This is a genomic window from Aliarcobacter lanthieri, from assembly GCF_013201625.1.
Taxonomy (GTDB): Bacteria; Campylobacterota; Campylobacteria; order Campylobacterales; family Arcobacteraceae; genus Aliarcobacter; species Aliarcobacter lanthieri.
On sequence record NZ_CP053839.1, the window covers coordinates 410,358 to 430,475 of the forward strand.

Genomic DNA, 20,118 nt, shown 5'->3' on the forward strand with positions numbered 1-20,118 from the left:
ATTTTCTTATCAAAAAGAGTATAGCTAAATGCTGATTTTATAGTATTATTAATTTTAAATATAGCTAATAACTCTTTTAATTTCATTATTTTTTTCTCTTATTTCATCATATAAAAGTTGATATTTTATCTTTTCTTCAAAAGATATAGGAGTTCTAATTGATTTATATTCTATTAACTTTTCATTTTTTAATACTTGTGAAATCTCTGCATAAACCCAATAAAAACCTTCATCTTTTCTAAGATTTTTTACAATACCACTCCATCTTCCTTTTGTCTGTAAATCAATCCAAAGTTCCTTAAAAATAGATTTTGGCATATCAGGATGTCTTACAATATTATGTGGTTTTCCAATAAGTTCATTATCACTATATCCTGAAATTTTTGTAAAAGTTTCATTTGCATAAGTGATAATCCCTTTTAAATCAGTTCTTGAGACTATGAGTTCATTCTTTGGAACTATTGTTTCAATTAAAAAATTTCCAGATAAAAATTCCATTTTATTTTCCTGTATTATCAAAATCTTTTGCAAAACCTATTAAATCTTTTCTTTTTAAATCACCATTATAAATAATATCTTCAACTTTTATATCTTTATTATTTAAAACCTTTGGTACAGCATCAGCATTTTTTAAAACTTCTAAATGAGAACTTAATTCTTCTTCACTATAACTCATCTGCATATCAGCACTAATTACATTTGGGATTGCTTCAATAACTTTGAGCTTTTTTAGTTCTTCTTCGACATTTTTACCTTCAATAGTTACTATAATTCTTCCTATTTCATCATGCATGTGATAGTCGCATATTTCAGACTTTTTTAAGTCCTCAATAACATTTTTCAAATTTTTTGGCAAAGTTTGCACTACAATACTTGAGATATTCATTTTTATTCCTTTATTTTGAGATTGTAAAAGTTTATATTTTGATCATCACTTGAAATAGCTATATTGTCTTCATCTAAAAATAGAATTTTTGTTAAAATAGCTTTATTTTGTGTAAGTAAATATTTATCTTCATTTTTATTTATATCAAATACTAAAGCATTATTATTTTCATCACTTGAAACACAAGCAAGATTTGATGATGGACTTAAAGCACCAGCATAAACTAAAAAATCAAAAGATTTGTAAAAAGGTACTTTTCCATTTGTAAAGTAAATAGCTGCTCTTCTATCTTGACCTGATGCTAAAATCGTATCTTTTTTTATATCTACTTGAAAAACTCTATCTACATTTTGTCCTTTAAAAGTGTTAAGTTTTTTTAAATCTTTTGTATCATATTGGTTTATTACTCCGCTTTCATCTGTAACTAAAATTGTTTTTTTATCATCACTTAATACAAAATGAGAGAATGAAGATTGTGAAACTTGAATTTCATTGATAATTTTAGAATTTTTTATATCATATATAAAAATTTGATTTGATAAAAGAGCGTATAGAATATGGTTGTCATCTAAAAATTTTGCTTGGGCAATAAATAGCCTATCTTTCGCATTTATGATATTTTGTAGTTTATTATCTTCATATATAAAAATATTTCGTCCACCATTTTCACCTTGAGATAATATTAAAATTTTATTATTGATTTTATCTACACTAAATATTTTTGCATCTATTATATCACCTAGAAAATCTTTTATTTTAGGTACTTTTATAGAATTAATTCTTTCTTTCTTTTCTAAAGAAAATATATCAATACTACTAGCAGTTGTTCCAATATACAAAATATTGTTTTCTACTATAAAATCTGTAACAGCTCCAGAAGTTTTTAAAGAAAACTCTGGACTTATTTCTTTTGCATTTAAAATTAAACAAAATAGAGTAAAAAATATAATCCTCAACATTAAACTACCTTTATTGCATTTGTTGGACAAACTTTTATACAAAATCCACAACTTGTACAATTTTGATTTATAGTTGGTTTAAACATAGCTAAAAAATTTATAGCATCATCTAAACAAGGATCTTTACATGAAAAACACATTGTTTTATTCCAAGCAAGACAAGAGTGAATATCTATTTGTATTTTTGTATTTATATTTTTCTTATATTCTAAGTCTAGTACACCGTTATTACAAGCTTTTGCACACAAATCACAATAAGTACATCCAGAGTTTGTAAAATCTATTTTAGGTGTTAAATCTTCTTGAATAACAATAATATTCTCTTCGCAAACTGTACTACAAGGTTTCTCAATACATTTTGTACAGTTTATAAAAAAAAGATTTTCATCTTTAAAATATGGTGGACGAATTATATTCTCTTGCTTTTGCTTAAAAGTTTTAGCAAGAGAGCTAAATAGCTCTCTTCTTTTCATTTATTTAACACCTTCAGTAATTACATCTAGTAAATTTGATTTATCATTTAAGTCTACACTTCTAAACTCTGGAGTGAAATTATTTTTTGGGATATTTTCACTGTCTGATTGTGGAGCATGACAAGCTGAACAATTAAATCTAGCATTTGATAACATATCAAGTGGTTTTGTAATAGTTTTTAAATCACTACTATTTTCAACAATTTTTCCATCTCTTTCTAATTGTCCATCTTTATTTAGAGAAACATATTCTCTAAAATTTGTAAAGTGAGATTTTGGAATAGGTGTTGCTCCCATACTTTCAGCTACTAATGGATCATGACAAGATGTACACATATTATTATCTATAGTAATAGGTAAAAGTCCTTCTGTATCATGAGGAATCATTGGTGGAGCATTTTCAAAAGCTCTTTTTATTTTTGTACTTGTTCCTGCTGGATCTGTACCATATTTTGTTTCATCTGATATAACTTTATCCTCTTTTAGTAAACTCTCATGTCTTAGTCCTAAAGAGTCTTCTTTGATACTATTTGCAGCATTTACAGATACAGCAAATAAAGATGAAATAGTTAGAATACTTAAAGTTAATTTTGATAAATTCATTTTTTATCCTTTATATAATTTTTTATTGAAAAATTAAGTGCATCATCATCACACACTTCAACACATCGTCCACAATTTGTACACTCTTTTAGTACTGGTTCACTAGCTTTTGTAATCATATGTAAAACCTGACTTTCAGGACAAACAACTTTACATTTCATACAAGCAGTACAATTATTGTGGTTATGATGGACTCTTATTAGACTAAATCTTCCAATTAGTGAATAAAATCCACCAAGTGGGCAAATATGTCCACACCAGCCATTTTTTAAAACAAACAGATCAAATAAAAATATTACAAGAATTGTTGCAAAGCCAAATCCCAATCCAAATATCAATCCTCTATGTACCATAGATACTGGTGAAATTAGTTCAAAAGCTGCAACTCCCATCAAATACGATAATATAAAACTTAATGCTATTACCCAATATCTAATATTTCTTGAAGCTGGTTGTTTCTTTTCAACTTGATTAAAACCAAATTTTCTTCTTAGATAGTTTGCACTATCAGTTATAATATTTACTGGACAAACCCAAGAACAAAAGGCTCTTCCTCCAATAAGAAAGTAAAACAAAGCTACTATTGTTGCTCCTAATAAAATATCAAAAGATATAATTGCTCCAGCAAAAAACATTTGTAAAGCGGCAAATGGATCACTTAATGGAATAGTTTGTAAAACTAATGAAGAACTTAAATTACCCATTAAAATATTTATTCCATATACATTTGCTAAAATATATAAAGACATTATAGATATCTGAGTAATTCTTCTTGCTATTAAAAATCTATATTTTTTCATTCTAATAAATCCTTCAAGTCACTATTTAAAGAGTCTATTGCATTTTTTTGATTTATTGTTCTTTCATTTGTATTTATAGTTGCATTTTTTACTCTTTGTTCATCATTCTCATCCCAGCCTTTGATATAGTGGTTGCCTACTTTCCCTAAAGCAATTTCTCTTGGAAGTACAAAAATTGCTGGTTTTTCAGTAATACAAGCTTTTTCGCAAAGACCACAACCTGTACAAATATCACTATCAACTACTGGTTTTAAAAATGCATGTTTTCCTGTTCTTTCATTTTTTTCGTAAACAATATTTATTGCTTCTCCTAAAAGTGGACAGGCTCTATAACAAGCATCACATTGTATACCCCAAAAAGCTACACAAGATTTTTCATCTACAATAGCAACTCCCATTTGCATTTGTCTTATCTCAAACTCATTGTTGTTATTTTTTACTAATTTTTCATCAAGTGCATTTGTAGGACAAATAGGCACACAAGGAATATCAACACACATATAACAAGGTATCTCTCTTGGAACAAAATATGGAGTTCCTAAAGGCATATTATCACCTGGTTTTGCTAACCTTAACGTATCAAAAGGACAGGCTTCTACACATAATCCACACTTAATACAGGCTTTTATAAAATCATTTTCGTCTAAAGCTGCTGGTGGACGTAAAATTAAGGAAGTAGCTTTTACTTCACTTAAGTAGGCACTCCAAGTTAAACCCCCAAGAATAGCTAGCCCAATGGCTCTAGCACTAGAAAGAAGGAATTTTCTTCTATCTTCTTTGGGTTTATTTAAAATATCCATAATTTACCTTTATGCTTTGTAGACTTTAACTGCACATTTTTTAAAGTCCGTTTGTCCTGATTGAGGACAAGTTGCATCTAAACAAACTTTATTTATAAATACTTTTTCATCGAACCAAGGAACATATACAAGTCCTCTTGATGGTCTATTTCTTCCTCTTGTTTCAACTCTTGCTTTTACTTTTCCTCTTCGGCTTTCTACCCAAGCTAACTCACCTTGTTTTACACCATATTTGATAGCGTCTTCAGGGTGTATATAACAAAGAGCTTCTGGAACAGCACGGTACAATTCTGGAACTCTCATAGTCATAGTACCACTATGCCAATGTTCTAAAACTCTTCCAGTACTAAGCCAAACTGGATATTCTTCATTTGGTACTTCAGGTGGATCCATATATGGTCTTGCAAAGATTTTTGCTTTATTTTTAAGTGATTTTTTTGTTTCATCTTTGATACCCAATAAATCACCTTGTGCTAACTCTTTTGCTAAAGTTCCATAGAATGCAAAATCACTATTTGGATTTGCTTTTTTTGCATAAGGATCATATTTTGTATTAAATCTCCATGATGTTTCTTTCCCATCAACAACTGGCCATTTAAGTCCTCTTACTTTGTGATATGTATCAAAGTCTGCTAAATCGTGAGCGTGTCCTCTTCCAAAATCTGCATACTCTTCAAAAAGGTACTTTTGTATGAAGAATCCATATCCTTCCCATGGTTTTCCATCACTTCCTAAAACTTTCCTATTGTCTCCAAATGCTTCAGTGTTATCAAAACCAGTTTGGATTGGATCATTTTTATCTGCTTTATATGATTTTGCTCTATCATTTGCAAATAAAATCTCATACATTGTTGTATTTTCATCATATCCCATTGCATTAGCTGCTTCAATCATATCTGGAAGTTTTACTTCTCCTTTTGAACTTAAAAGTGGTTGTTCTCCCCATAAATCTTTAACTGTAAATCTTTTAGATAATTCAACCCATTGCCAAGTATCACTCATCGCATCTCCAACTGGAACTACTTGTTGTCTCCAAAGTTGTGTTCTTCTTTCTGCATTTCCATATCCACCCCATTTTTCATAAATCATGGCTGATGGTAGAATCAAATCTGATACTTTTGCTGAAATTCCAGGATAACCATCACTTGTAACTATAAAATTATCCATTTCTCTTGCCGCTTTTACCCAATGAGTTGCACTTGCAGTATCTTGGTATGGATTACAAACATTTACCCAAGCAAATTTTATATTTCCATCTTCTATATCTCTATGAATTTTCATAATATGATGAATACCTTTTGGATTTAAAACTCCATTTGGAATATTCCAAGCTTTTTCAGTGATTTCTCTATGTTTAGGATTTTCAACCATCATATCTGCTGGAAGTCTATGAGTAAATGTTCCAACTTCTCTTGCTGTTCCACAAGCACTTGGTTGTCCTGTAAGTGAGAATGCTCCACTTCCTGGTTTAGCTTGTTTATTTAGTAAAAAGTGAACATTATAAGCTAAAGTATTTACCCAAGTTCCACGTGTATGTTGATTCATACCCATAGTCCAGAAACTTACTACTTTTCTATCTTGTTCAATATACCAATTTGCTAATTGTTGAAGTTTATTTTTAAACTCTTCAATATCTTCATCTGGATTTCCTTTAGAAATTTTGGCAACATAATCTAAAGTATATGGTTCAAGGAATTTTTTATACTCTTCAAAAGATATTTCCCAGTGAGCAAGTCCTGTATTTTTATTTGTCATTTTATCACCAGCTTTATATCCATAAGGAGCAAGTGCTGGAGCTTCAGTTTCAGATACTATTTTTTCCATCTCTTTAGAGATTATTTCCATTTCTTCTTTTGAATATTTACCATCTTTTATAGATTTTTCATCACTTCTTCTCATTCCATAACCAATATTTACTGGACTTGCAGCAAATATAATATGTTCTTTTACAAAGTTCCAATCTATTGATTCAGGATGATTATAAACAATCTCTCTTGCTATATAATTCCATAAAGCTAAGTCTGTATTTGGAGTAAAGATAATCTCTAAATCTGCAATATCAGATGTTCTATGTCTATATGTAGATATATTTACAACTTTTACTTTTTCTGGATTACTTAATTTCCGATCAGTTACTCTTGACCATAAAATAGGGTGCATTTCTGCCATATTTGAACCCCAACAAACAACAGTATCCGTTAGTTCAATATCATCATAACATCCACTAGGTTCATCAATACCAAATGTTTGGTAAAAACCAACAACAGCTGATGCCATACAGTGTCTTGCATTTGGATCTATACCATTTGATCTAAATCCAGCTTTCATCATTTTAAGTGCAGCATATCCTTCCATAATTGTATGTTGTCCTGATGCAAAAATACCAATTCCTTCTGGGCCTTTTTCTTTTAGAGCAATTCTTATATGTTTTTCCATCTCATCAAAAGCTCTTTTCCAAGAAATAGGAGTAAAATCACCTTTCTTATCAAATTCACCTTTTTTATTTACTCTTAAAAGAGGAGTTTTTAATCTATCTGCACCATACATAATTTTTGCATTAAAGTATCCTTTGATACAGTTAAGACCTCTATTTACAGGAGCAGCTGGATCTCCTTTAACAGCAACAATCTTTCCATCTTTTGTTGCTAGCATAATTCCACAACCTGTTCCACAAAACCTACAGGCTGCTTTATCCCAACGCCAACCACTTTCAGCTGTATTTGCTTGTGCTTGTAAATTTGATGGTATATTCATACCAATCGCTGCTGCTGCACTTGCTGCTGCTGAACTTTTTAGAAAATCTCTTCTTGAAAGTGACATCTTTTCTCCTTTTTTTGAAATAAATTAATAACAAAGAAATCTTAACTGAAAGAGTTGAGTTTCTTTTTGATCGATATCAAGTATTTTAAGTAATTAAGGAATAATTAATATTTAATAGTAAATATATTAAATTTACTAAAATAAAAATATTAATTTAAAAATTTAAGCAAGATTAAATATAGCTTAAAAAAATTAAATAAATTGCATTTTTATACATAATAGTTACATAACTTTTAACTATAATCTTTTCTTAACCAAAATTTTAAGGAGAATCTTAGATGAAAAGAGTAATTTTAGGAACGATTGCAGCAGCAATGCTCGCAACTTCAAGTTTAGCAGCTGATTATGTTATGAAAATCAGCCACGTTGTAAGCGATAATACTCCAAAGGGTATGGCAGCTAATTTCTTAGAAAAAAGAATTGAAGAGTTAACGGAAGGAAAAATCGATGTTCAAGTTTTCCCTAACTCACAATTATATGGTGATGCTGATGAGATGAAAGCTCTGGCTATGAATAATGTTCAATTAATTATGCCAAGTTTATCAAAATTCCCATCTATCGTACCACAAATTCAACTTTTTGACTTACCATTTTTATTTAGAGATAAAGAACATCTATATAAAGTTATGGATGGAGAAGTTGGAGCAATACTTAAATCTTATGTAGATGCTAAAAAACAAATGAAAGCTTTTGATTACTGGGATGCTGGATTTAAACACTTCTCAAGTAGTAAACAAGCAATTATTAATCCTGAAGATGCTAAAGGTCAAAAATTTAGAATTCAATCTTCAAAAGTTTTAGAAGAACAAATTAAAGCTATTGGTGGAAGTCCACAAATTTTACCATTCTCTGAAGTGTACTCAGCATTACAACAAGGTGTTGTTGATGCAACGGAAAATCCATTATCAAATCTTTGGACAAAAAAATTCCATGAAGTTCAATCTAGTCTTACTTTAAGTAATCATGGATATTTAGGTTATTTAGTTGTTATGAATCAAAAATTCTGGGATAAATTACCAAAAGATTTACAAGAAAAAGTTTCTCAAGCTATGAAAGAAGCAACAGAGTTTGAAAGAAAAGCAACTGAGGAAGATGATGCTAAAATTATGACTGAATTAAGAAAATATGCTGCTGATTCAAAAAAACTTGAGATTTATGAATTAACGCAAGAGCAAGTTGCTAACTGGAGAAAAGTTATGGAAACAGTTTATCCGAAATTCTATAATGTAATCGGTGAAGACTTAATCAAAAAAGCTATTGAAACAAAGTAATTGAAGAACAAAAATGGATAAATTTTTTAAAATTATGGATGTTATAGTTGGTACAATAAACCAAACAATAGCTGTTTATGGAATGGTATTAGGAGTTTTATTAGCCTTTGTTAATGTTATACTAAGATATGCCTTTGGAACTAGTCTTCCATGGGCAGGAGAACTTACTCAATATTTATTTATTTGGTCTGCACTTTTTGGTGCTGCTTATGGATTTAGACAAGGAGCTCATATTTCTATTACATTGTTAATATCGAAATTATCTCCAGTTCTTACAAAAACTTTTTTAGTTTTTGCTAATTTATTGTCTATATCGTATCTTCTTCTAATCTCTTATTTAGGATATCAATTAATTTTAATGTTAATGGACTTCGGAGAGATAAATGTTGATTTACAAATTCCTATGTGGATACCACAATTAGTTATACCTATTGCATTTTTACTTGCAGCTTATAGAGTTTTTGAGAAATTAGTAGAACTACTTAGAACAGATTCAAAAGACATAAAAGTATTTAGCGAACATGAACATATTGTAGATGAAATTAAAGGAGAAAAATAGTTATGGTTATAGCTACACTTTTTGGTTTACTTTTTGGATTGATGTTAGTAGGAGTTCCAGTTGCTGTATCTCTTGGAATTAGTACACTAGCTTCAGCATTTTTATTTACAGATAATGATTTAATGGGAGTTGCATCTCATATATTTGATGGTTTAAACAAATATACACTTATGGCAATTCCTATGTTCGTTTTAGCTGGTTCATTATTAGCTCGTGGTAGTGCAGCAACTAGAATTGTTAATTTTGCTAAAAGTGTTGTAGGACACTTACCTGGTGGTCTTCCAATTGCTGCTATTTTGGCTTCAGTTATATTTGCTGCTATTAGTGGAAGTTCTCCTGCCACAGTTGCTGCTATTGGTTCTGTTATGTATGGAGCTATTAAACAAGCTGGGTATAACAATCAATTTGCTATTGGTACAATTACAACAGCTGGAACATTAGGTATCCTTATCCCACCATCTATTGTATTTATCGTTTATGGGGTAAGTGCTGAGCAATCAATTGCAAAACTATTTATGGCTGGAGTTGTACCTGGATTAATGCTTGGTGCTATGATGATGATAGCAACTTATATATTAGCTGTAAGAAGTGGATATAAAGGTACTAAAAGAGCAAGTTTTGCTGAAATGTTCAGAACATTTAAAGAGTCTGTTTGGGCTTTATTAATCATTGTTGTGGTTATTGGAGGAATCTATGGTGGTATTTTTACACCAACTGAAGCTGGAGCAATTAGTGTTGTATATGCTTTATTTATTTCTTTCTTTATATATAAAGATTTAAAAGTAAGAGATTTATATAAAATTGTATTAGATTCAGCACAAACAAGTTCAATGATTTTCTTTATTATCGCAAATGCTATGATTTTTGCACACTTCTTAACAGATGAGCAAATTCCACAAACTATCACTCAAATGATACTAGATGCAAATGTTACTCCTTTAATGTTCTTAATTATAGTGAATATTTTACTTCTAGTTATGGGACAATTTATGGAACCTAGTTCAGTTGTTATGATTACTGTTCCTTTATTACTTCCTATTGGAGTTGCTTTAGGAATTGATCCAATACATCTTGGAGTTATTATGGTTGTGAATATGGAAATAGGTATGATTACACCACCAGTTGGACTCAATATCCTTGTTGGTAGTGGTATTACTGGATTATCCATGGGAACAGTTACAAAAGCAAGTATTCCTATGACTTTAGTTTTATTATTAGGACTTATTTTAGTAACATATATACCTTCTATATCTCTATGGCTTCCAAATTTAATGTTTGGATATTAAAAAATTTTTCAAAAGTAAGAGTTTTAACTCTTGCTTTTTTCTTTTGGAATATAAATAGAAAATCTTGCACCAAAACTTATATTATCAACTTTTAATTTTCCTTTCATATTTTTCTCAACAATAATTTTAGACATATAAAGACCAATACCAGTTCCATTACTTTTATCTTTTGTAGTGAAATATGGTTCAAAAATTTTATTCTTTGGTTCTACTAAAATTCCACCACCATTATCTTCAATAAATAAAATAGTATTATGGTCATTATCCTTTGCATATATTTTTATAATAGGATTTTTTATATCTTTTTCAATTAAAATATCTTGAGCATTTTTTAAAATATTTAAAATAACTTGTTGATATTCATTTAAAAAAGTTTTTAATAAAATATCTTTTTTAATGTCTATTTCTACAACTATATTACTATTACTTAAACCACTTGCGACAATACTAATAACACTATTTATTGCTTTGTATAAGTAAAACTCTTCTTTGTCTTTTTTTGGGAGAAAGAAGTTCCTAAAATCATCAATAGTTTGAGACATATATTCTAAAACTTTTGTTGCTTCATTAGACTTAATTTGCATAGTTTTTTTATCTAAAGCATCTAAATCATATTTAAATTTTATAAACATAAAAATAGAAGACAATTCAGAAAGTGGTTGTCTCCATTGATGAGCAATATTAGATATCATTTCTCCTAAGGCTATAAATTTTGATTTTTGTATAAGTATTTGTTCTTTTTCCCTAGACTCTTTTATTTGAGTTTTAATTTCTTTTTCTAAATTTGCATTTAATGTTTCCAAATCATTTGCATATTTTCTTACTTTCTCTTCATATTTTTTTAAAATATCATCAATTTTATATGAAATAGTAAATAAAACTACAATAGCAACTGTTAAAAACATTAAAAAAAGAACAATATTTTGGTTTATTTGTTTTTTGATTTTATTTTCTAAAGCAACTTTTTTTAGTGCTATTTTACTCTCTATATCATCAGTATAAACACCCAAAGCAATAACCCAATTAAATCTATCAAAATATTTAAAATATGATAATTTATATTGTAAACTTGTAATATCTGGTTTTTTATAAGAATATATTGAATATGATTCACCATTTTCTCTTATATTTGACATAAATTCATCACGAAACTTTTTACCGTCAGCATCTTCGTAATTTGTTGATATTTTAGTTCCTACTAAATCTGGTCTATTGGGATTTACAACCATTTTAGCAAAATCATCTCCTCCTTCCATATTATCTATTTCATATACAAAAAAATAGTTACTTTTATTTGTTTCAAAATTTATATTGTTTAGAAGTTGTATAGCATCATGTTTTAATATTTCATCATTTACATTAGATTTTGCAATATTATAATTTAATATGTCTATTACTGTATTTACTTCTTTCTTTAATCCTTTTTTTTCTTCATCATAATAATCTTTTACAAACTTATCCATATCATGTTCAAAATCATCATATGTATTTTGTACATAGAAATAAGAAATTGCAAATATCATAGCTGACATTATTATAATTGATGTAGAAATAATTATTTTTGATAAATTATTTTCTATAGAATAGTTCAAAATAACCCCTTAATTAGCAATCTTTTGTTATGATAGCATATCTTTTATAATATGGGTTTGTAAAGAATGAAAAAGAACTTCTTAAATAAGCTAAATGCTTTTACTGTTTTATACGTTGAAGATGAAGATGGAATAAGAAAAAATATAGAAGAGATATTAAAACATCTTTTTAAAGAAGTTTATAGTGCTTCAAATGTTACAGATGCTAACTCCTTATATTTACAGCATAAACCAGATTTAATAATAACAGATATAAGAATGGGCAATGAAACAGGTATCGATTTTATAAAAAGTATTAGACAAACTGATTCCAAAACAAGAGTTATAATAACTTCTGCTTTCACAGATTTAGATTATTTATTAAAAGCAACTGAGCTTTATTTAGTAAAATATATAGTAAAACCTATCACAAATGACAATTTAATGGAAGCTTTAGAAGCATTTATTAAATCTTATGATGAAAATAAAATATATGTTTTAGATGAATCTTGGTTTTTTGATTCTAGTAAATCATTAGTTTCAAATGGTGAGTTTGAGGCTATATTGACAAAAAAAGAGGTTATATTTTTAAAACTTCTAATTACTAAAAATAGAATTATAACTTATGAAGAACTTGAAAATGCTATTTCTGAAGATAGTGTTTTAACACCAAATGCAATGAGACTTTTTATTAAAAACCTTCGAAAAAAACTCCCTGATAATTTTTTAAAGAATATGCAAGGAGTAGGTTATTATTGTAATAATAAAAGTATTTGATAAAAAAAGATCAATCTTTTTTATCAAATGATATAAGGATTTTATCTAACTCATTTTTAAGTTCAAGAAGTCTTTTATTTGAGTTCATTAAATCTTCTTGGGATTGAATTACAATATCTTCACTACGATTTAAATGTTTTGAAATTTCAGATGAATTTGTAAGATTTTCTATAATATCATTAAATTCATTTGTTAGTTCATCAAGCTTTAAAGAAGCATTTTTAGATTGAATTATAGCATTTGCTGAGTCATCCATAACTAAATTTATTTTTTTAATAAACTTATTTAAAGTATTTGTTGCTTCAACTATCTCACCTTCAGCTTCAATCTTTATAGGTTCTAATGGTGCTTGAAAGTTTTGTTCCATAACTTTTTTTGATTCTTCTAAAAATTTTATAGCATTTGCTTCCATAGATTTTAGTTTAATAAAACTATAAATAATTAAGATTAAGATTAAAATTGCAAAAAAGTATTGTAGATATCTAATAGTTGCAATTTTTGATTCACTATAAACTGTATATAAAGATACTAGATTATCAACTTCATTTAATAAAATAGTATTAGATGAATGTATAGATTTTAAAATAGTCTGAAGTTCATTTTGAGAATCTTCTTTATGTAATAACTCTTTAAAATTAAGAACAGTTTGATAAAAACTACTCCACAATATTTCAACTTTCATAAGCTGATTTGCTATCTCAGATGTTGGAGCTTCTTTTATTTTTGGAAGATTATTTCCTTCTCTTAAAGTTTTTAGATTGTAAATAAACTCAGCTGTAGAACTATTTAATTCATCAAAAGATGAATTTTTAAATTGTGATAGGTAAAATATATTTTTTGATATATTTTGAGTAAGCATTCTTTGTTTACCTGCAATATTAATTATTAGAGCATCTTTTTCATTTTTATTATTTAAATAAAAAGTTATAGCTACTATACTCAACATTAAAATAGCAAATAAAATCCCAATTATTTTTATATTTGTACTTATTTTATTTTTCTTCATATACCAATACCTCTGAAAATAGAGCTTAAAAGCTCTTTATTTTTTATAACTACCTTATTGTTTTCAACATCTATAATTTCGTCTCTTGATAACTTTTTTAAAACTCTTGATAGAGTTTCAGGTTGAATATGTAACATAAATGATACATCTTGTCTCTTTAAATTATTAAACATTTTAAGATCATTTGATAGCATAAATGCAACTTTTGCTGTTGCATCAAAAACTAATTCTCTGTTTACAATACATTGAAGTTGATGAGTTTTTCTTAAAAGACTTTCCATAAGCTCTTTTATTAAAATATTTTTTGATAAAAAATGTTCTTGGAGTTTTTCGAAATTTATAGATAAAATAGTAGAATCTTCAATAAATGAAGCATTTGAGAAACAGTAAATTTCATCAGCAATAAGTGAACTTATTTCGCTAATCATTGAATTTTCATAAATATGATATAAAAATATTTCATTATCAAATTTATCAAATTTATAAATTTTTATTAATCCATTAATTAAAAATAAAATATTTTTTTGTGATTCACTTTCATAATATAAAATAGAGTCTTTTGTATACTTTTTTATAGATGAAAAAGAGCTAAGAAGTTCCAACTCATCATCATTTAGGTTCTTAAAAAAGTCTAACATTTGAATATCTTGTAATAAACCCATAAATAACCTTAAGAATGGTTTTGTTTAAGTAAGTATATATTATCCTTGTAAAAATATTAATTAAAACGCTATAGAATGGGGTATATAATGGAATTTAAAAAATTTATAAAAGCAGTTGGAACTGGACCAAAAGGAAATAAAGATTTGACTCAAGAAGAAGCTCAAAGAGTTGTTGAAATGATTTTGAAAAAAAAGTTAAGTGAAGCTCAAATTGGAGCTTTTTTAATTGCTTGGAGAACTAGGCTTGAAACGAATGAAGAGTTAAAAGGTTGTGTAACTGCTCTTGATAAATTTATGAAAAAAACAGAGATAAAAGATTCTATGATTTTAGGGTATAACTTTAATGGAAGAACTGACAATCCATATTTATTTCCATTATTTGAAGATATATTAAGCGATTTTTATAAAAAAAATAGTGATGTAAGAAGGCTAAATCTTGTAATTTGTGGAGATTTTTTGCAACCAGCAAAAGATGGTGTTACAACAAAAGATGTTTTTATCAATATTGACAAAGGTCAATTTGTACACTATTTTGATAGGATAGAATACTTAACTGAGCTTAGTAATTTAACAAATTTGAGAAAAGAGTTAGTAATGAGAACAGCTTTTAACACAGTTGAAAAACTTTTAAATCCTTCTTTAAGTGAGTATGGAATAACAGGAGTTGTACATAAACCTTATGTTGCTAAGTATCTTGATATTTTTAAAGATTTCTATAAAAATATTACAATTATTAGAGGATCTGAAGGTGGAGTTGAAGTTTTTAAAGACTCTAAATATTGGCAAAAAGTTAATGATGAGATAAAAGAGTTTAGCTTTAGTTTAAAAGATTTTGGAATAGATTATAAAAAAGATTATACGAATATTAGTTTACAAGAATGTTTAGATATTGTAAGTAAACCAGATGAAAGTACTTTAAAACTTGCTAAATTCAATATTGCACTTTACTTATTGTTTTCAAAAAGAGTAAGCTCTTTAGATGAAGCTTGGCAAAGATTGAATTAAAAAAAGGTTTAGAATGTTAATAGATGGATTTGGTAGAAAAGTTGATTATCTAAGAGTATCTGTTACAGAAAGATGTAACTTTAGATGTCAATATTGTATGCCAGAAAAACCATTTTCTTGGGTTCCAAAAGAGAACTTATTATCTTATGAAGATTTATTTAAATTTATAAAAGTATCAATTGATGAAGGTATTAAAAAAGTTAGAATTACTGGTGGAGAACCACTTTTAAGAGAAGATTTAGATAAATTTATAAAAATGGTATTTGATTATAAAAATGATATAGATTTGGCTTTGACTACAAATGGATTTTTATTATCTTTAGTTGCAAAAAAGTTAAAAGATTCAGGACTTAAAAGAATAAATATATCTTTAGATACTTTAAATAAAGATAGAGCAAAACAAATAGCTCAAAAAGATGTTTTAGATAAAGTACTTGAAGGAATAAATGAAGCTTCAAAAGTAGGATTAAAAGTTAAAATAAATTGTGTCCCTATAAAAGGAATAAATGATATAGATATTGTTGAAGTTCTAGAATTTTGTAGGGATAAAGGTTATATTATTAGATTTATAGAATTTATGGAAAATAATCATGCTAAAGCTGAAGCAAAAGGGCTAAATTCTGATGAAATATTAGAAATTATTTCAAAAAAATATCCAAATTTTGTAAAAGTTCCAAGAGATACAAGTTCTCCTGCTCAATATTATAGATTTGAAGATGGTTATGAATTTGGTATAATTGAACCACATAAAGATGATTTTTGTTCATCTTGTAATAGAATAAGATTAACAGCAGAAGGTTATTTGATTCCTTGTTTATACTTTGAAGATGCAATGAGTATAAAAGATGCCGTTAGAAATAATCGAATTGATGAAGCAGTAGATATTCTGAAAAAAGTTCTAAAAAATAAACCAGAAAAAAATAAATGGAGTAATAAAACAGATAATGAAGTTTCTACAAGAGCTTTTTATCAAACTGGTGGATAATATAAGTAAAAATAAAGCAAATTTTTAATAAAATTCGCACCTATTTCATTGGAAATAAATTTAAATATATACCTATTAGGAGGTCAAAATGGCTTTAGATCAGGAAGTAAAAGCAAGTATTATTACAAAATATGCTAGAAAAGATGGTGATACAGGTTCAGCAGAAGTTCAAATAGCATTATTAAGTGAGCAAATTAAAATTTTAACAGAGCATTTAAAAGTATTTAAAAAAGATCACTCATCAAGATTAGGTCTTTTAAAAATGGTTGGTAGAAGAAAAAAACTTTTAGCATACTTAAGAAGAACTGATTATGCAAGATTTACAGAATTAGTTGCATCTTTAGGAATTAGAGCAAAATAGTTTTATTACATTTTGATTATAAAAGGGGTTGTAACTAAAGTTACAGCCCCTTTTTTTATATCTTCTAACGAATATTAATCATAGTTTTTGTAAAATATAACAGAATAATAAAAATTGGAAAGATTATAATATGTTATTAACAAAAAAAAGTGAATATGCACTGCTATCACTAATATCAATTTCAAAGAGCGATACTCCCGTAAATGTAGATGTTTTATCAAAAGAGTTAGATATATCAAAATCTTTTTTAGCAAAAATTATGCAAAACTTAGCAAAACAGGATTTAGTAGTCTCTCATAGAGGGATAAATGGTGGTTTTGTACTTAAAAAATCAATAGAAGAGATAACTATTTTAGAAATAGTTGTAGCTGCTGAAGAGAGAAATCCTATGGTGTTTGAGTGTTCTGATTCGATACAAAGTTGTCCAAATCATAAAGCAAAACTTTGTGGAATCTGGCCATTATTAAATAATTTACAATTTAAAATAAATGATTTCCTTGATAAATTAACATTGAAAGATATTGCACAATGAGACTATTTCACATTTCACACACAGATCTAGATGGTTTTGGCTGTCAACTTATCACAAATGGATTCTTTGAAAAGACCCATTTTTATAATGCAAATTATGGTATAGAAGTAAAATTAGCTTTAAAAAAAGTAATTTTAGATATAAGAAAACATAAAGATGAAAAACTCTTTTTGATAATTAGTGATTTAAACTTAACTTTACAAGAAAGTGATGAATTAGATAAAGAAATAAAAACTTTAAAAGAAGAAGGTTTTGATATAACATTACAGCTTTTAGATCATCATATTACAGGAAAAACAAGTGCATCAAAATATGATTGGTATTTTTTAGATGATAAAAGATGTGCTACAAAAATTGTATATGATTTTATGCTAGAAAAATTCAATGCAGATATACACTACCTTAAAAATTTAGTTGATGCTATAAATGCAGTTGATATTTGGCTTGAACATGAAGAAAAGAATTTTGAATTTGGTAAAGTTTTAATGTCAATGATAATAAAAACAAGAGAGATAAACTCTATACTTTTTTCTTCTTTAGATAGAGAATTAAAATTTTTTCTATTACAAAATGCTATAAAATATTTAGATTTAGAAAATGGGCATATAAAATTAGATAATGATGTACATTTACTAAAAAAAGAGTTTTTAAAAGAACATAATGATGATACTTTAGATAATTTAAGTGCAAAATATTTAGTTAAATGTTTAGATGAAGTTAAAGATGATTTAACAGTTTTTTATAAGGGACAAAAAGGGCTTTTAACATATTGTTTAGGTTCTATTTCAATTCCTGCAAATAGTTTTTTAAGAGCAAATTATGACTATGACTTTTTTATTGATATAAATAGAAAAGGGAATACATCTTTTAGAGCTGATGGTAAACTTGATGTTTCACAACTAGCTTCAAAATTAGCAAATGGTGGTGGACATATAAATGCAAGTGGTTGTAAATTTGAGGATTTTGTTGATACAATAGATTTGTTAGAAGTAAAAACTTTTATTCAAAATAAGCTAGATAAACTAGACTAAGGAGAGATACATGGAGTGCGAATTTCCTACAATTAATTCAAACAAAGATGAGATAATAAAAATATTTAATGAAACAAAAACAATAGCTATAGTTGGGCTTTCTCCAGATACTGAAAAAGCTTCATATCGAGTTGCTTCATATTTACAAAAAGCTGGATTTAAAATAATTCCAATTTATCCTAAAGAAGATACTATTTTAGGTGAAAAAGTTTATAGAAGTTTAAGTGAAATCCCATTTAATATTGATTTAGTTGATATATTTAGAAAACCAGATGCAATAGCAAAAGTTATAGATGAGGTTTTAAAAATTAAAGATGAAAAAAACATAAGAACAGTTTGGTTTCAACTTGGATTATCAAATAATGAGGCTGCAGAGATTGCTAAAAATGCTGGATTAAATGTAGTTCAGAATAAATGTACTAAGATAGAGCACCAAGCACTATTTTCTTAATCTTGATGAGGTGTGTTGCTTAATACAAGTTTTGCAACACATCCATTTTTGCCGTCTTGTCTATTTCTTATAGATATTTGACCATTTAGAGCATCGGAAGCTATTTTTGCTAAATATAATCCCAATCCTACACCATTTTCTTTTCCTACTTTTTTAAATGGAGCAAATACATCAATATTTTCATCTATTCCAATACCTTCATCAACAACACTTAAGGTTACTTCATCATCAACTTTTTTTAGTTTTACTTCTATTATTTTATTGTCTGGAGTGAATTTTATGGCATTTTGGACAAAATTTTGTAAAATTTGATTAAATAAAGTTTCTTGAATTAAAGTATCAAATTGAGAGATATTTGAACTAAACTTTATTTCTACATCTTTTTTAGATGATAGCATTTTATAGTCAGTTACTTTATTTTGTATAAATTTGACTAAATCAATATTTTTAGGTTGCTCAAATTGTGCTCCCTCAGTTCTTCCAATATCTAAAATAGAGCTTATCATTATGTTCATATTATCTATTTCTTTAATTGTAAGTTTTAAAGCATCTTCATACTCTTTTTTAGATCTATCTTTTTTTAGCATTAGTTCATTTTTTAATTTCATTACAGCTAAAGGAGTTTTAAGTTCATGAGCAATTCCTATAAAAAGCTCTTTTTTGAATTTAATATATGTTCCTATACGATTTGTTAAAGAATTGATAGAATTTCCTAAAGTTAAAAATTCAGTAGGTAAATCTTTTGTATCAATTTGTGAAAGTGAATTCTCATCCATATTTGATAGTTTTTTATTTATTTGTACAATTGGTTTTAATAAAGATTTTGAAACAACTAAAGAGTAAATAAGCATTAAAATAAAACTAGGAATTGCTAATGCAAAAAAGTTTTTAAATATTATTGAATATAATAAATCTTTCTCTAAAGTTATATCTTTAGTGATTTGTAAAAAGACATCATCATGCATAGGAAATAAGAGTTTTGTATAAGATTTATCATCTTTATAAAATTTTATAAAGCTAATTTCTTTTTTTATATTTTTATTTGAAATTATTTCAATAATTTGAAATTGAGAGATTACATTTTGGAATTTATCTGATGTTATATATCCTCTTTCAATTTGCTTTGCTTGTGATAAAAGGTTGTCTTGAATATTGTCATAAAAAGAACTTTTTGCATATTCATAAAAGATTATAGATAAAGTAGTAATGAAAAGTGAAGTAGCAATAATAAGTTTTATATAAAACTGTTTATAGATACTTCTACTCTCCATTTTTAAAGG

At 27.2% G+C, this 20,118-nt stretch carries 22 protein-coding genes; 10 read left to right on the top strand and 12 right to left on the bottom strand.

Annotated elements, in window-relative coordinates; genetic code table 11:
• Positions 1 to 54: 54 nt before the first annotated feature.
• Genes ALANTH_RS02030 through napA form a run of 8 tightly spaced genes read right to left on the bottom strand, consistent with a single transcriptional unit; the run spans position 55 to position 7,341 of the window.
• Positions 55 to 498 carry a PAS domain-containing protein gene (locus ALANTH_RS02030; protein WP_026803193.1) on the bottom strand — a complete coding sequence of 148 codons (444 nt, stop codon included), beginning with the start codon at positions 496 to 498 and terminating at the stop codon, positions 55 to 57.
• Between the two features lies 1 nt (position 499).
• Positions 500 to 886 (bottom strand): chaperone NapD, encoded by a 387-nt coding sequence (locus tag ALANTH_RS02035; RefSeq protein ID WP_026807339.1) that lies wholly within the window; start codon positions 884 to 886, stop codon positions 500 to 502.
• A 2-nt stretch (positions 887 to 888) separates the two neighbouring features.
• A complete protein-coding gene (locus tag ALANTH_RS02040) occupies positions 889 to 1,845 on the bottom strand; it encodes a WD40 repeat domain-containing protein (protein WP_026807340.1) in 957 nt (318 codons plus the stop codon).
• Positions 1,845 to 2,318 (bottom strand): ferredoxin-type protein NapF, encoded by a 474-nt coding sequence (locus tag ALANTH_RS02045; protein ID WP_026807341.1) that lies wholly within the window; start codon positions 2,316 to 2,318, stop codon positions 1,845 to 1,847. Before ALANTH_RS02045 ends, ALANTH_RS02040 begins: the two co-directional genes overlap by 1 nt.
• On the bottom strand, positions 2,319 to 2,921 hold the full coding sequence (locus ALANTH_RS02050) for a nitrate reductase cytochrome c-type subunit (RefSeq protein ID WP_026807342.1): 603 nt from the start codon (positions 2,919 to 2,921) through the stop codon (positions 2,319 to 2,321).
• On the bottom strand, positions 2,918 to 3,721 hold the full coding sequence (napH, locus tag ALANTH_RS02055; RefSeq protein ID WP_026807343.1) for a quinol dehydrogenase ferredoxin subunit NapH: 804 nt from the start codon (positions 3,719 to 3,721) through the stop codon (positions 2,918 to 2,920). The genes ALANTH_RS02050 and napH overlap by 4 nt, the downstream gene beginning before the upstream one ends.
• Positions 3,718 to 4,521 (bottom strand): ferredoxin-type protein NapG, encoded by an 804-nt coding sequence (napG, locus tag ALANTH_RS02060; protein ID WP_026803199.1) that lies wholly within the window; start codon positions 4,519 to 4,521, stop codon positions 3,718 to 3,720. Before napG ends, napH begins: the two co-directional genes overlap by 4 nt.
• 9 nt (positions 4,522 to 4,530) lie before the next feature.
• Positions 4,531 to 7,341, bottom strand: coding sequence for a nitrate reductase catalytic subunit NapA (napA, locus tag ALANTH_RS02065; RefSeq protein ID WP_026807344.1), 2,811 nt, complete (start codon positions 7,339 to 7,341; stop codon positions 4,531 to 4,533).
• Between the two features lie 278 nt (positions 7,342 to 7,619).
• Here napA and ALANTH_RS02070 point away from each other — a divergent pair, with 278 nt between their 5' ends.
• From ALANTH_RS02070 to ALANTH_RS02080, 3 genes are read left to right on the top strand one after another with little or no spacing between them, the layout of a single operon-like run.
• Positions 7,620 to 8,612, top strand: a complete 993-nt coding sequence (locus ALANTH_RS02070; protein WP_026803201.1) for a DctP family TRAP transporter solute-binding subunit — start codon at positions 7,620 to 7,622, stop codon at positions 8,610 to 8,612.
• 13 nt (positions 8,613 to 8,625) lie between these two features.
• Positions 8,626 to 9,171 (top strand): TRAP transporter small permease, encoded by a 546-nt coding sequence (locus tag ALANTH_RS02075; RefSeq protein WP_026807345.1) that lies wholly within the window; start codon positions 8,626 to 8,628, stop codon positions 9,169 to 9,171.
• 2 nt (positions 9,172 to 9,173) lie between these two features.
• Complete coding sequence (locus ALANTH_RS02080) at positions 9,174 to 10,457, top strand: TRAP transporter large permease (protein WP_026803203.1); 1,284 nt, start codon at positions 9,174 to 9,176, stop codon at positions 10,455 to 10,457.
• Between the two features lie 23 nt (positions 10,458 to 10,480).
• Here the strand turns inward: ALANTH_RS02080 and ALANTH_RS02085 are convergent, their stop codons facing one another.
• Positions 10,481 to 12,049, bottom strand: a complete 1,569-nt coding sequence (locus ALANTH_RS02085) for a cache domain-containing protein (RefSeq protein WP_026807346.1) — start codon at positions 12,047 to 12,049, stop codon at positions 10,481 to 10,483.
• 66 nt (positions 12,050 to 12,115) lie between these two features.
• On the opposite strand from ALANTH_RS02085, the gene ALANTH_RS02090 reads away from it, so the two are divergent.
• Positions 12,116 to 12,805 (top strand): response regulator transcription factor, encoded by a 690-nt coding sequence (locus ALANTH_RS02090; RefSeq protein WP_026803205.1) that lies wholly within the window; start codon positions 12,116 to 12,118, stop codon positions 12,803 to 12,805.
• 10 nt (positions 12,806 to 12,815) lie between these two features.
• Here the strand turns inward: ALANTH_RS02090 and ALANTH_RS02095 are convergent, their stop codons facing one another.
• Together ALANTH_RS02095 and ALANTH_RS02100 are read right to left on the bottom strand one after the other, a co-directional pair.
• Positions 12,816 to 13,811 (bottom strand): type IV pili methyl-accepting chemotaxis transducer N-terminal domain-containing protein, encoded by a 996-nt coding sequence (locus ALANTH_RS02095; RefSeq protein ID WP_026803206.1) that lies wholly within the window; start codon positions 13,809 to 13,811, stop codon positions 12,816 to 12,818.
• Complete coding sequence (locus tag ALANTH_RS02100; protein ID WP_026807347.1) at positions 13,808 to 14,473, bottom strand: Crp/Fnr family transcriptional regulator; 666 nt, start codon at positions 14,471 to 14,473, stop codon at positions 13,808 to 13,810. The genes ALANTH_RS02095 and ALANTH_RS02100 overlap by 4 nt, the downstream gene beginning before the upstream one ends.
• Before the next feature lie 87 nt (positions 14,474 to 14,560).
• Here ALANTH_RS02100 and ALANTH_RS02105 point away from each other — a divergent pair, with 87 nt between their 5' ends.
• The 6 genes from ALANTH_RS02105 (at position 14,561) to ALANTH_RS02130 (ending at position 18,838) form a co-directional block, all read left to right on the top strand.
• Positions 14,561 to 15,478: a glycosyl transferase gene (locus tag ALANTH_RS02105; protein ID WP_026807348.1), complete on the top strand. Its 918-nt coding sequence runs from the start codon at positions 14,561 to 14,563 to the stop codon at positions 15,476 to 15,478.
• Positions 15,479 to 15,491: 13 nt separating this feature from the next.
• On the top strand, positions 15,492 to 16,463 hold the full coding sequence (gene moaA, locus ALANTH_RS02110; protein WP_026807349.1) for a GTP 3',8-cyclase MoaA: 972 nt from the start codon (positions 15,492 to 15,494) through the stop codon (positions 16,461 to 16,463).
• 88 nt (positions 16,464 to 16,551) lie between these two features.
• Positions 16,552 to 16,824 (top strand): 30S ribosomal protein S15, encoded by a 273-nt coding sequence (rpsO, locus tag ALANTH_RS02115; RefSeq protein WP_026803210.1) that lies wholly within the window; start codon positions 16,552 to 16,554, stop codon positions 16,822 to 16,824.
• A 130-nt stretch (positions 16,825 to 16,954) separates the two neighbouring features.
• Positions 16,955 to 17,356, top strand: a complete 402-nt coding sequence (locus ALANTH_RS02120; protein WP_026807350.1) for an RrF2 family transcriptional regulator — start codon at positions 16,955 to 16,957, stop codon at positions 17,354 to 17,356.
• A complete protein-coding gene (locus ALANTH_RS02125) occupies positions 17,353 to 18,387 on the top strand; it encodes a DHH family phosphoesterase (RefSeq protein ID WP_026803212.1) in 1,035 nt (344 codons plus the stop codon). The genes ALANTH_RS02120 and ALANTH_RS02125 overlap by 4 nt, the downstream gene beginning before the upstream one ends.
• A gap of 10 nt (positions 18,388 to 18,397) precedes the next feature.
• Positions 18,398 to 18,838 carry a CoA-binding protein gene (locus ALANTH_RS02130; protein ID WP_026803213.1) on the top strand — a complete coding sequence of 147 codons (441 nt, stop codon included), beginning with the start codon at positions 18,398 to 18,400 and terminating at the stop codon, positions 18,836 to 18,838.
• Here the strand turns inward: ALANTH_RS02130 and ALANTH_RS02135 are convergent.
• On the bottom strand, positions 18,835 to 20,109 hold the full coding sequence (locus tag ALANTH_RS02135) for an ATP-binding protein (protein WP_026803214.1): 1,275 nt from the start codon (positions 20,107 to 20,109) through the stop codon (positions 18,835 to 18,837). The genes ALANTH_RS02130 and ALANTH_RS02135 overlap by 4 nt on opposite strands.
• Between the last annotated feature and the right edge of the window lie 9 nt (positions 20,110 to 20,118).

Bases quoted from the DNA above. Each gene is read 5' to 3' on its own strand.
- ALANTH_RS02030 (WP_026803193.1), bottom strand. From the start codon at position 498: ATGGAATTTTTATCTGGAAATTTTTTAATTGAAACAATAGTTCCAAAG.
- ALANTH_RS02035 (WP_026807339.1), bottom strand. From the start codon at position 886: ATGAATATCTCAAGTATTGTAGTGCAAACTTTGCCAAAAAATTTGAAA.
- ALANTH_RS02040 (WP_026807340.1), bottom strand. From the start codon at position 1,845: ATGTTGAGGATTATATTTTTTACTCTATTTTGTTTAATTTTAAATGCA.
- ALANTH_RS02045 (WP_026807341.1), bottom strand. From the start codon at position 2,318: ATGAAAAGAAGAGAGCTATTTAGCTCTCTTGCTAAAACTTTTAAGCAA.
- ALANTH_RS02050 (WP_026807342.1), bottom strand. From the start codon at position 2,921: ATGAATTTATCAAAATTAACTTTAAGTATTCTAACTATTTCATCTTTA.
- napH (WP_026807343.1), bottom strand. From the start codon at position 3,721: ATGAAAAAATATAGATTTTTAATAGCAAGAAGAATTACTCAGATATCT.
- napG (WP_026803199.1), bottom strand. From the start codon at position 4,521: ATGGATATTTTAAATAAACCCAAAGAAGATAGAAGAAAATTCCTTCTT.
- napA (WP_026807344.1), bottom strand. From the start codon at position 7,341: ATGTCACTTTCAAGAAGAGATTTTCTAAAAAGTTCAGCAGCAGCAAGT.
- ALANTH_RS02070 (WP_026803201.1), top strand. From the start codon at position 7,620: ATGAAAAGAGTAATTTTAGGAACGATTGCAGCAGCAATGCTCGCAACT.
- ALANTH_RS02075 (WP_026807345.1), top strand. From the start codon at position 8,626: ATGGATAAATTTTTTAAAATTATGGATGTTATAGTTGGTACAATAAAC.
- ALANTH_RS02080 (WP_026803203.1), top strand. From the start codon at position 9,174: ATGGTTATAGCTACACTTTTTGGTTTACTTTTTGGATTGATGTTAGTA.
- ALANTH_RS02090 (WP_026803205.1), top strand. From the start codon at position 12,116: ATGAAAAAGAACTTCTTAAATAAGCTAAATGCTTTTACTGTTTTATAC.
- ALANTH_RS02095 (WP_026803206.1), bottom strand. From the start codon at position 13,811: ATGAAGAAAAATAAAATAAGTACAAATATAAAAATAATTGGGATTTTA.
- ALANTH_RS02100 (WP_026807347.1), bottom strand. From the start codon at position 14,473: ATGGGTTTATTACAAGATATTCAAATGTTAGACTTTTTTAAGAACCTA.
- ALANTH_RS02105 (WP_026807348.1), top strand. From the start codon at position 14,561: ATGGAATTTAAAAAATTTATAAAAGCAGTTGGAACTGGACCAAAAGGA.
- moaA (WP_026807349.1), top strand. From the start codon at position 15,492: ATGTTAATAGATGGATTTGGTAGAAAAGTTGATTATCTAAGAGTATCT.
- rpsO (WP_026803210.1), top strand. From the start codon at position 16,552: ATGGCTTTAGATCAGGAAGTAAAAGCAAGTATTATTACAAAATATGCT.
- ALANTH_RS02120 (WP_026807350.1), top strand. From the start codon at position 16,955: ATGTTATTAACAAAAAAAAGTGAATATGCACTGCTATCACTAATATCA.
- ALANTH_RS02125 (WP_026803212.1), top strand. From the start codon at position 17,353: ATGAGACTATTTCACATTTCACACACAGATCTAGATGGTTTTGGCTGT.
- ALANTH_RS02130 (WP_026803213.1), top strand. From the start codon at position 18,398: ATGGAGTGCGAATTTCCTACAATTAATTCAAACAAAGATGAGATAATA.
- ALANTH_RS02135 (WP_026803214.1), bottom strand. From the start codon at position 20,109: ATGGAGAGTAGAAGTATCTATAAACAGTTTTATATAAAACTTATTATT.